7 protein-coding genes and 3 pseudogenes are annotated in these 9983 nt (G+C 68.3%); 7 read left to right on the plus strand and 3 right to left on the minus strand.

From position 1 onward, the window contains the following. Positions 1-131 precede the first annotated feature (131 nt). Both IE318_RS46810 and IE318_RS43570 read left to right on the plus strand, forming a co-directional pair. Positions 132-669, plus strand: a pseudogene (locus IE318_RS46810) (IS5 family transposase); the annotation flags it as partial. Positions 670-791: 122 nt separating this feature from the next. Next, positions 792-1184: a hypothetical protein gene (locus IE318_RS43570; RefSeq protein ID WP_189908367.1), complete on the plus strand. Its 393-nt coding sequence runs from the start codon at positions 792-794 to the stop codon at positions 1182-1184. Positions 1185-1328: 144 nt separating this feature from the next. Here the strand turns inward: IE318_RS43570 and IE318_RS43575 are convergent, their stop codons facing one another. Beyond that, entirely contained in the window at positions 1329-3161 is a 1833-nt protein-coding gene (locus IE318_RS43575; RefSeq protein WP_189908368.1) for a serine/threonine protein kinase, read from the minus strand. A 232-nt stretch (positions 3162-3393) separates the two neighbouring features. Here IE318_RS43575 and IE318_RS45985 point away from each other — a divergent pair. The 4 genes and pseudogenes from IE318_RS45985 to IE318_RS43590 form a co-directional block, all read left to right on the plus strand. Beyond that, positions 3394-3650, plus strand: a pseudogene (locus IE318_RS45985) (transcriptional regulator); the annotation flags it as partial. A 523-nt stretch (positions 3651-4173) separates the two neighbouring features. Beyond that, complete coding sequence (locus IE318_RS43580) at positions 4174-5352, plus strand: FG-GAP-like repeat-containing protein (protein ID WP_229904201.1); 1179 nt, start codon at positions 4174-4176, stop codon at positions 5350-5352. Between the two features lie 539 nt (positions 5353-5891). Then, positions 5892-6935 carry a hypothetical protein gene (locus IE318_RS43585; protein ID WP_229904202.1) on the plus strand — a complete coding sequence of 348 codons (1044 nt, stop codon included), beginning with the start codon at positions 5892-5894 and terminating at the stop codon, positions 6933-6935. Positions 6936-7025: 90 nt separating this feature from the next. Beyond that, a complete protein-coding gene (locus tag IE318_RS43590; protein WP_189908372.1) occupies positions 7026-7457 on the plus strand; it encodes a hypothetical protein in 432 nt (143 codons plus the stop codon). Here IE318_RS43590 and IE318_RS46815 read toward each other — a convergent pair. Next, complete coding sequence (locus IE318_RS46815) at positions 7405-7959, minus strand: tetratricopeptide repeat protein (RefSeq protein ID WP_373311449.1); 555 nt, start codon at positions 7957-7959, stop codon at positions 7405-7407. The genes IE318_RS43590 and IE318_RS46815 overlap by 53 nt on opposite strands. Before the next feature lie 41 nt (positions 7960-8000). On the opposite strand from IE318_RS46815, the pseudogene IE318_RS45995 reads away from it, so the two are divergent. After that, positions 8001-8159: pseudogene (locus IE318_RS45995) on the plus strand (RNA-guided endonuclease TnpB family protein); the annotation flags it as partial. Positions 8160-8953: 794 nt separating this feature from the next. On the opposite strand, the gene IE318_RS43605 reads toward IE318_RS45995, so the two are convergent. Beyond that, complete coding sequence (locus tag IE318_RS43605) at positions 8954-9703, minus strand: glucose 1-dehydrogenase (protein ID WP_189908370.1); 750 nt, start codon at positions 9701-9703, stop codon at positions 8954-8956. Between the last annotated feature and the right edge of the window lie 280 nt (positions 9704-9983).

The raw sequence follows: 9983 nt of genomic DNA on the forward strand, positions 1-9983 counted from the left end.
CTGGACCAAGACCGCCGACGAGATCCTCGACAAGGTGGCCGCCTACTGCCGAAGAATCTCTGACTCAGGTCACTAGGCGCTGTTTCTCGGATCTCCCTGACGTGAGTGGGGTGTTGGGTCCAGCCTGACTGTATGGGCCGTGGGAGACGGTTTACACACGGCATCGTCGCTGGTCAGCGGATGGAACGTGGGCGATGCTGCTGTCGAAGGTCCAGGCCGCCGAGGATGCCGCGGGCCGGATCGACTGGGACGTGTCGGTGGACTCAACTGCGGTGCGGGCCCATCAGCATGCCGCCGACGCGAGGAAAGCACCCCCGGCCGGGGCCCCTCAAAAAAGGGGGTCGGCCGGGGGACGAACCAGGTCGATCCGGTGCTTCGAAAGCTGGTCGTCCAAGTGGAGGAGGTGGTCAGGTCGGCGAGTGCCTGGGACGCTCCCGCGGCGGCTACACCACCAAAATCCACCTCGCCGCCGACGGACGATGCCGGCCCCTCGCCTTCCTCCTGACACCAGGACACTACGGTGACGGCCCCCAGCTTGAGCACGTCCTGGGCCGGGTTTCCGTGCCCCGCACCGGCGTCGGACGACCCCGCACCCGGCCCGACCATGTCTTGGTCGACAAGGCCTACACTGCCCGCAGAAACCGCCGCTACCTGCGGCGACGCGGAATCCTCGTCGTGCGCAACCCGCTCGCCTTCATCGCCGAACGCTGGACCCCGCACGCACACCACCGATGGCACTGCCGCGCGCTGCGGCGGCCGGCTCGTTGACCAGGCCCTGACCGTCGCACCTCGTGCTGCTCATCGGCGGCGTGCTGCTCGTCTCCTGCTGGGCCGGCCCCCTCGCGCTGGTCCGTGGCCGCGCACTGACCGCCGTACCGTGCATCGTTGTGGTCGACGAAGCCGACCGGATGCCCGAGGCCGTTTTCTGCACGATGGCCTTCCAGGCGGACTCTGCACGGTATGGCCGACGACGGCAAAGCCGGGAGGGGGCGTTCGCCCCCTCACCCGAAAGGATCACCGGCATGGCGTCGATCCGTAAACGCCTGGCTCCGCCGGTGCAGCTGCCACACTGCTCAGCCTGCCTGACCGCAGGCACCACCGCGGCGGCCATTCCAACTGCGGATCGGTACCGGCGACCGTGGACGTGGCGTCGGCAGACGGACGCTCGCTCTGGCCAACCTTGAGCCGCTCCAGGTCCCAATGGGGTAGCCCTCCCAGACCGCGGAGGCCGGCGGCAGGAGCATCCCGCTGTGCGCGGTCGCGTAGGAATGGGCCATGGCCAGGCCTTCGGCCCAGGCGGTGTCCTGCACCGACCAGACGGGCCGTTCCTAGTAGGGCACTGTGTCGCACCAGGTCTTCGCCCAGGCGGAAGCGCCGTACTTGTTGGCCGCGCGCACGGTGATGCAGATCTCGTCGCCCGAGTACGGGCCGTTGATCGTGTAGCTGGTGTTGCTGGTGGAGTAGACCGTGTCGACGTTCTTCGCGGTGTAGTTGCTGCCCTTGTTGGTGTAGTGGATGTCGTAGCGGGTCGCGCGGGAGATCGCCGTCCAGCTCGCCTTGATCGGCATGTCGCACGCTCCGAAGCAGGAGTGCGTGTACTCGAGTTTGTAGCTCTTCAGGTCGGGCGGCGGGGAGCCGGCGGACGAACCCGAGGAGCCTGAGGAGCCTGAGGAGCCGGAGGAACCCGAGGACGAGTCGCCGGAGCCGGACGAGCTTCCTGCGGTCGTGTCCGAGGAGTTGTCGGACGAGCCACGGCCGGAGGTGTCCCTTCCGGCCTCCCCTGCGCTCCCGCTGCCTCCCTGCGCCTTGTCGTCGTTCGTGGTGTCCTTGCCGTCATCGGTAGATTGCTTTTCCTTCCTGTCCTTCCCGTTGGACGACTTGGAGGGAGAACCGCTGGGCGTCACAGGCGAGTTACTGCCATCCGGCGTGGGGCTCACGCTGCTGCCCGGCGACTGGGCGTGGGCTCCGTCCCGATCGCTGTTCCAGGGCTGGAGCACGACCATCGTGGTTCCACCGACGGCGAGGACCACGACCACGGGCAGGGCGATGAAGGCGCGGCGGCGTGGGCGGCGTTCACGCTTTTTCGGCTCGGTGCTGCCGCTGCCCGGCGCGACGACCGCGGGCGGCTCGGACCGCGGGCGCAGGTTGGCGGTAGCCCGATCCACGGACTTCTCGCGCAGCGGCCGCACCTCGGCGTCGAGCAGCTCGGCGGCCTGCTGCGCGATGCGCGTGAGGACGTCTGCGGGCAGCCAGGCCTTGCCGGCGGCCGACGGTCGGGCCCGCTCCGGGTCGGCCAACAGCTCGTCCACATCGGGCCGTTGCCCGGGGTGCTTGGTCAGACACCGTGTGATGAGCGCCCGCAGAGCGGGGTCCTCGAGGCCCTCCAGATCCGGCTCGTCCTGCACGATCTGGTACATGACCGCGTGCTGGTTGCTGGCCCCGTGCCCGAAAGGCAGCCGCCCCGTCGCCGCGTACGTGAGCACACACCCGAGGGTGAACACATCGCTTTCGGGCCCGGCGCTCTTCCCCCTCACCTGCTCCGGCGACATGAAGCCGGGCGAGCCGATGACCATCCCCGTACTGGTCAGAAGCGACTCGACGGAGGTCTCCAGGGCCCGCGCGATCCCGAAGTCGATGACCTTGACCCCGTCCACGGTCAGCATGACGTTCGACGGTTTCAGGTCGCGGTGCACGATCCCCGCGTCATGGATGTCCCCCAGGGCGCGCAGCAACCCGTCGGCGAGGGTGTGCACGGACTCGGCGGGCAACGGGCCGTACCCCCGCACAACCTGCTCCAGCGAGAGACCCGGCACATACCCGGTGGCGACCCACGGCGGCTCCTCGTCGGGCCCGGCGTCGAGCACGGGAGCCGTATACCGCTCGGCGACCCGGCTCGCGGCCTCGATCTCCCGCCTGAACCGCGCCCGGAACCGCGCGTCCGACACATGCTCCTCGTGCACCACCTTCACGACGACGGTGCGCCCGCCGTCGGACCGTGCGAGGAACACCCTCCCCATGCCACCGGCGCCGAGCCGCCCGAGCAGCAGGTACGGCCCGATCCGCGCCGGGTCCAAGGCGGTGAGCGGTTCGATGCCCCAGCCGAAGCGGTCCTCCCGCCGGGTCTCTCGCTCGGCGCGCCCGTCCCCGTTCGTACCGCTCATGCTGGTATGGCTCCCCTGCCTCTTGCCGCTCGGTTGATCGGCGTAACGCCGTTGAGAATAGAGGTCGTTGTTGATCCCGATGAAGGCGAGGACGCGCGGGCCGCGGCCACGGTTCTGCTCGCACGATGAGGAACTCCGCCACTGCTGAGTCCGCCATGTCCGGCGTGTCGCCCGGGCTGCGTGCCGCTCAATGCCTCCGGCGTGCGGCCCTGCGCGGCCGGCCTGGCCGTTCACCGACCGCACGCTGAAAGCGTGGCTGGAGAGCAGGCGGTCGCCATCGAGGGCGAACCTGGAGCGGATCGAGCAGGCCCACCGCACGGTGCGGCGGGAGAACGCCGCCCGCTACCTGCTGGCCCGCCTCAAGCAGGAAGGGCGCGGCACCCGGGTGGAGATCCTCCTCTCAACCAGTCCCAGGTCGACCGACCCCGCTGGCGCATCGTGGTCTTGCGCGCTTCGAACGTGCGCCGCTGGGACCGGATTGTGCAGGCCTGAGAGACGGCAACCGGGACGGACGGCCCCGACCTGTTCCGGTACGGCCCCGGAAGCGACACCTACTTCTACCCGAGCACCGGCGACTGGCACGCCCCCTTCCGTCCGCGTCGGCTCACCAGCCTCTTCTTTGCGGAACCGGGCCACAACCCCATCGTGTGATCACATTCGGGCCGGGGGTGAGGTGGCACCACGCCCGGCACCTCTTCGCAGCGAGCTCACCGGGAGTGGCTTTCGCCCCGGTGATCGTCGAGTTCGCGGCTGGGTGCCTGGCCGCCGCCCCGGTGTGCGCCGCGGAAATCACGGAGACGCTGACCGGTGGGGCCTCCGGCGGAAGCGTTGTAGTGGGGATCATCGGCCGTCATGACCGCAATCGATCACGGGTCGACCCCGGTTCGTTGTGGCTCGGCTGGAACCGGACCGCGCTCACGGTGCAGGACACCGCCAGGCATACAGTGCGCTCATCCTGTTGCAACCGAACTCTGAAGGGACCAAGGTGAAAAGACGCCTCAGACGGCTGGCGGTGACCGCAGGAAGCCTGGCGCTGGCCTCGGCGACACTCGCCGTACCCGCGCAGGCAGCCACCACGTCGGCGAGCTCCTGCCCGTCCGGCTACCTGTGCGGATGGAGCGGTACGAACGAGACCGGCTCCATGATGAAGACCCGCGCGGACATGCCCACGATGGGCTCGTGGGACAACAGAATCCGCTCCTTCTGGAACCGCACTTCCAGCGTTTCCTGCCTTTACACCGACCAGAACTACGGCGGCGGCGGCACCTTCTTCGGTGACGAGCCGGGCCAGGGCGCGACCGGCTATTCCTTGGACCTGGACAGGACGATCAGCTCCATCAAGTTCGTCCCCAACATTCGGGACTGCGACGCTACTCCGTACTCCGAGTGGTACGCGGAGCCCGCCCCGAAGGCCGCCGGGTTCGGCGACCTGAACCGTGACGGCCGCGCGGACCTGCTGTCTCGGGATCGCAGCGGCCGGCTCTGGTTCGTCTCCGGCACCGGGGACGGCACGCTGATCGGCGGCGGCTGGAACTCCATGACCGCCCTCACCCGGCACGGCGACCTCACCGGCGATGGTGTCGAAGACCTGATCGCCCGCGACTCCTCCGGCACCCTGTGGCTGTACCCGGGCTACGGTGACGGCAAGTTCGGTACGCGCAGGAGCATCGGGGGCGGCTGGAAGTCGATGGCCACCATCACCGCCACCGGTGACATCAACAGCGACGGCCGCGGCGATCTACTGGCCCACGACTCCTCCGGCACGCTGTGGTTCTACCCGGGCACCGGACACGGTACCTTCGGCTCCCGGAAGTCCCTGGGCGGCGGCTGGAACTCCATGACCGCGCTGACCGCACCGGGCGACCTCAACGGTGACGGCCACGGCGACCTGATCGCTCGTGACACCTCGGGCAAGCTGTGGCTGTACCCAGGCACGGGACGAGGCACCTTCGGCACCCGGAACCTCATCGGCAGCGGCGGCTGGGGCCAGATGTCGGCCTTCCTCAGCGTCGGTGACGTCGACGGCGACGGGTGGCTCGACCTGGTAGCCGCCACTCAGGACGGGTACGAGAACCCCGACGCCGGACCGACGGCGAACCAACTGCGGCTGTACGCGGGCAACGGCACGGGCTCCCTCGCCAAGTACCGGCTGCTGCACCAGAACTGGTACGACCTCAACGGTGGCTTCTGAACACGCAGTGCACGAATGGTCGCGCCGGTTTGATTCCGTTCACCCGTTCCACGTGATCCCCGTGGGTCAGACCCCAGGGGGATCTTCGCTGTCCGTGCCCACTACTGACGTTGTAGGCGTGGTGTCGTCAGGTGTGAGTCCAGTGCCGGCAAGGCATCCGTCGATGAGGTCGGGTCGGTACTGGACCTGGCGTAGTCCCCGCCGGGAGCCGTGCGTGTAAGCGGCGGTTGAGGTGAACGTTGAGATCGTCCCAGACCATGACATCGACGTCCTACTGCGGTGAAGCAGGGGGTGCCTTCTTCTCCCAGATCGCCGCCGCAGCTCTCGTCCTGCCCCAGCTCGAATACGACCGCACCATCTGAACGATCACACGCTGACAGCGGCCAACTTGAATGCCCTGCGTATGGCCAGTTGCGGCGCTACTCGCGCGATCTCATCCCAGAGTTGTATCAGCCGCTCCTTCGGTGGAGGGACGCAGGTCGCACCCGAAGCTGATGTCCCGCCGTTGATATCGATGGGATGTTCAGTCCATGACTGGTATGACAGCCGCAGTCGGGGCGCGTTGGCGCACGTGGTGGCGGCAGTGGCCGTTGTGGGTGGGCCGGGCAACGGTGATATGGGCGGTCGGGTATGCCGGCTTCGGCCTGGCCTGCACGCTGAGTAGTACCCCCCTGCTGTACGCCGGCCCCCGTCCCGGTCCGGTGGCGCTGGGCTGGGCGGTCACGGCAGTGGGGGCGCTGGCGGCGGCCGTTGGCACGGCAGTGGTGCGCCACGGACCGCGCCCGGTCTTACGGGTGCTGTTGTGGATGGTCTGCGCTCTGGCCGGGATCGCCGCGTTCGGCCTGCTGATGGATGTCATCACGCTGGCGTTCGGGCAAGGGGTGGACAGCGCGGCCGCTGCAGCGAATCACGTACTGGCCGCGGCTGGAGCCCTGCTGCTGGCGGCCACCGCCCGATCCGTCCGCCACCTTCCTGCCGTATCCGAGGCACCAGCCCCTACCGCGGCCTCCAAGCAGGTGCAGCTCGCCGCCTGCGCCGGAACGGCGGCCTTCCTCCCCTACGCGGTGATGAAGCTCATCTGGGCCCTCGGCGGCACCTTCGCCGGCGTGAGTGGCGAGGAGATGCTCGCGGTATCCCAGCGCAACGGTGCATCCGGGATCTGGCTCACTCTGGAATCCTGGGGCATGGATGCCACCGTGCTGCTGGCCACGCTCGGAGTCTTCTTGCTGTGGGGGCTGGTCCGCCCCTGGGGCCAGGTCTTCCCCCGCTGGACACTCGGGCTGCGCGGTCGACGCGTCCCCCGCTGGCTCCCGTTGACCCCGGCAGTGATCGGTGCCGCATCCCTGGTGCCGTACGGGGTGCTTGGGAGCGCGTATTGCGCTCTGGCTTCAGCCGGCGTCGTGAATATGAGGCGCGGCGACTTCCCCTCCTCCAGTGATGCGCTGCTGGTCGCCTGGATCGGCGTTGCCGCGTTCGCCGTGCACGGCGTCGCACTGGCTCTGGCCGCCCGCTCGTACTGGCGTCGAACCCGCTCCCACGAGCACGAGCGCAGCAACGCAGCGACACCAACCAAGGTCAGCTGACTTCTCGTCAAGTGGCCGCTTGTGGGGCACCGCCACTAACACACAGGCGTGATCGCTTACTGGGAATGGCTCATTCGGTGGTGATGGAGCGTGCTGCTATCCGAGGAGGATGCGGCGAAGAAGGGTGAAGCCTGCTCGTTCGTGTATCTGGCGCGCGATGCGCTTGGTCTTGGTGCTGACGCCCTCGGTGGGACTGTTGCTGTACGGAAGCTCGGCTGCGGCGTCACGCCGATCGAGGCGTGGGTGCGCTACGACAACGGCCGCTACCTGGATGCCTGGTACAACCGGCTGCGCGTTGCCTTCCTCGCCACGATGGCAGACCTTGGCGTGCACGGAGCCTGTCTTGTCATGACCGCGTGCACAACCATGGGCCTGCACGCGCGGAAGCGGGTCTGGACTGGGCGCCATGACGCTGTGCAGATCGTTCGCCGCGTGCGCCGGCCGATGGCAACTGCTGCTCGCGCACATGTCAGAGGTGGGTGGGCGTGGTGGGGCGTCGGAGCAGCCGGGTGTGAGGGGTGACTTGTGCGGTGGCTAGGTTGGCGCGGGCTCCCGTGGTGTACGGGTGGTGGGGACCGAGTACGCGTTCGTAGTCGGTGAGAACCGCGTTGAGGCAGGTGATCGCGCGGGATCGTCTGCCGGCGGCCAGGAGCGCCAGGCCGAGGTTGCGGCGGGCGTTTAGCGTCGCGAAGTGGTCGGGGCCCAGGACGTGCTGCCGGTCCTGGACGCAAGCGGTGAAGAGGGCGAGGGCAGTGGTGTGGTGTCCGGCCGCCGTGTGGGCGCGGGCCAGGAACATGCGAACGCACAGGATCTCAGGATGGTCGCGACCGAATTCGGGTTCGGCACGCCGGAGGAGGCGGGTGAGCTCGGCGATGCCTTCGTCGGTGTGGCCGGCGCTGATGAGCGCGCGGGCTCGGTGGCGGCCCCACCACAGCCCGATGTCTTGGCCGGTACGCGTCTCATGGGCGAGGACCTGTTCGTACAGGGCAAGCGATTCGGCATGGCGCCCCACCCGCTCATACATGCGGGCCAGTTCGCCGCGAGCGTTGTTGGTCGAGGGGTGATGACCGCGACGTGAACGCGGCACGCAACATGCTGGCCGCCGGGCTGGCGGTGTCTGCCTGTGGAGACGGTGTAAGACCTCAACGGGAGTCCTCCCGGACGGGGTGGTCGTCGGTGAAGCAGGAACCCCAGCGGGCGACCGCTGGAATCCCCCGCCTTTAGGCGGGGGAGGAGGTCAACAGATGTCGTGCTGCATGCTGGCGCGGGTGGTCGCGGAGGGCAGGCCGGCGTCCGGCTCAAACCCGCCGTCGCCGCCCCTTGTCCTTGTGCAGATCCGGTTGAGCAGTTCGGCATCCCGTGGTCCTCTCAGCCGGGCCATGGACCGAAGGAGCCACACTGGACCAAGTGATGGCACACGAGGTCGACAACCATGTCTCCCCAGCTGCTCGTTCAGCTGTCGCACGCGCCTCGTTCGGTGCGTTTCATCGTCAAGACCCCTTGGCTGGTGGCGCCCGCCGTCCTGGTGCTGTGTCGCGCGCGGGTGGCGGCCGCGGACGAGGTCAGCGGTGGTGATCTGACTCGCACGGACCAAAGGAGTGGGGCTCGGCCGTTCACGGCCGGGCCCCGCTTACGCCGGTGCCGGCACCCAGAAGCACACGTCTTTCCTATGGCCGCAGCGACGGAGGGACTCGAGGTATTTCGTGCCCTGAGATGCCCTGCCGGAGAGGCCCCATGTCTTCTGGCGCTTCCGACGGCTGTATGAACTCGGTGGCTGCGGCGGCACGCACGGTCGTCGGCGCCGCCGCTGGCCAAAATTGCCGGGCGACGGTGCTCTGCTGATCATCTGTGTGTACGGCGTCCGACTCCACGCCCTCAGCCGATTCCGGGGGTCGCCGTGTGCCCGCACACCGGCGGGGCTGCGCTCGCCCGAAGGTTCGGTGTGACTACCGGTGTGACCGCGACGCGGTCACACTCTCATCTTCGCTGGGACGGGCAAGCGCATCGTCTTGCGGCGCTCAGATCTGGTTGAGTCCGCCATCGACGAACAGCTCGGATCCGGTGACGAAGCTGCTCTCATTGCTGGCGAGGAACAGTGCGGCGGCTGCGGCCTCGTCCGGGTGCCCCATCCGGCCCAGCGGTATCTGGCTGGCGAAGGCGTCCCTCATCTTCGCGGCCTGGTCGGCGTCTGCGGCCAGGCCGGTGATGCCCGGGGTGACGATCGGGCCGGGCACCAGGGTGTTCACTCGGATTGCGCGGCCGCTGAGTTCGTTGGCCCAGGTGCGGGAGAAGGAGCGGACCGCGGCCTTGGACGCGGCGTACACGCCGAAGGCGGCGCCACCTGAGGTGGCAGCAGTCGATCCGGTCAGGATCACCGAGGCGCTGTCGTTGAGCAGCGGAATTGCCTTCTGAACGGTGAAGAGCATGCCTCGCACGTTGATGTTGAAGGTGGCGTCGAAGTGCTCCTCGGTGACCTGCTCAAGCGCGGCGAACTCACCGCCGCCCGCGTTGGCGAACAGTACGTCGATGGACCGGCCCCGCTCGGCGACAGCCGCGTAGAGGCGGTCGATGTCCGCGAGGTTCGCGACGTCGCCCCGGACGGCGGTGGCTTCCCCGCCGATCTCGGCCAGCGCGGCGTCGAGAGCCTCCTGCCGACGGCCGGTGATGAACACGTGCGCGCCCTCACGCGCGAATCGCTTGGCTGTGGCCAGTCCGATTCCGCTGTTGCCTCCGGTGACGACTGCCGTCTTCCCGTCAAGCTGTCCCATGATCGCTTATCCCTGTCCGGTGCAAACGCCAAAGATCGTGCACCATGTGTCGCTGCAGTGTTACAGCCCGGAGCGGACAGCCCCGGGCCACTTATGGACTGTACGGTAAAGAACCACGTTATGGACCGCTCGGGCAAAAACGTGACTGCATCCACACCGCCGGCGGCGACGAGCCGGCCGACGCCGGTCCGCCCGCCGGGACGCTAGTACTGCAACGGTGCTTGCCCTGAATGATGGCCAGTTCAGGGGCTGTGTCCGCGTCGTTTGTAGTGGCTGGTGC

Origin of the sequence: Streptomyces spiralis (genome assembly GCF_014654675.1) — a bacterium.
Classification (GTDB): domain Bacteria; phylum Actinomycetota; class Actinomycetes; order Streptomycetales; family Streptomycetaceae; genus Streptomyces; species Streptomyces spiralis.

Coding starts and splice junctions, on each gene's coding strand:
- IE318_RS43585 (WP_229904202.1), top strand. CDS start 5,892: ATGACAGCCGCAGTCGGGGCGCGTTGGCGCACGTGGTGGCGGCAGTGG.
- IE318_RS43575 (WP_189908368.1), bottom strand. CDS start 3,161: ATGAGCGGTACGAACGGGGACGGGCGCGCCGAGCGAGAGACCCGGCGG.
- IE318_RS46815 (WP_373311449.1), bottom strand. CDS start 7,959: ATGTATGAGCGGGTGGGGCGCCATGCCGAATCGCTTGCCCTGTACGAA.
- IE318_RS43605 (WP_189908370.1), bottom strand. CDS start 9,703: ATGGGACAGCTTGACGGGAAGACGGCAGTCGTCACCGGAGGCAACAGC.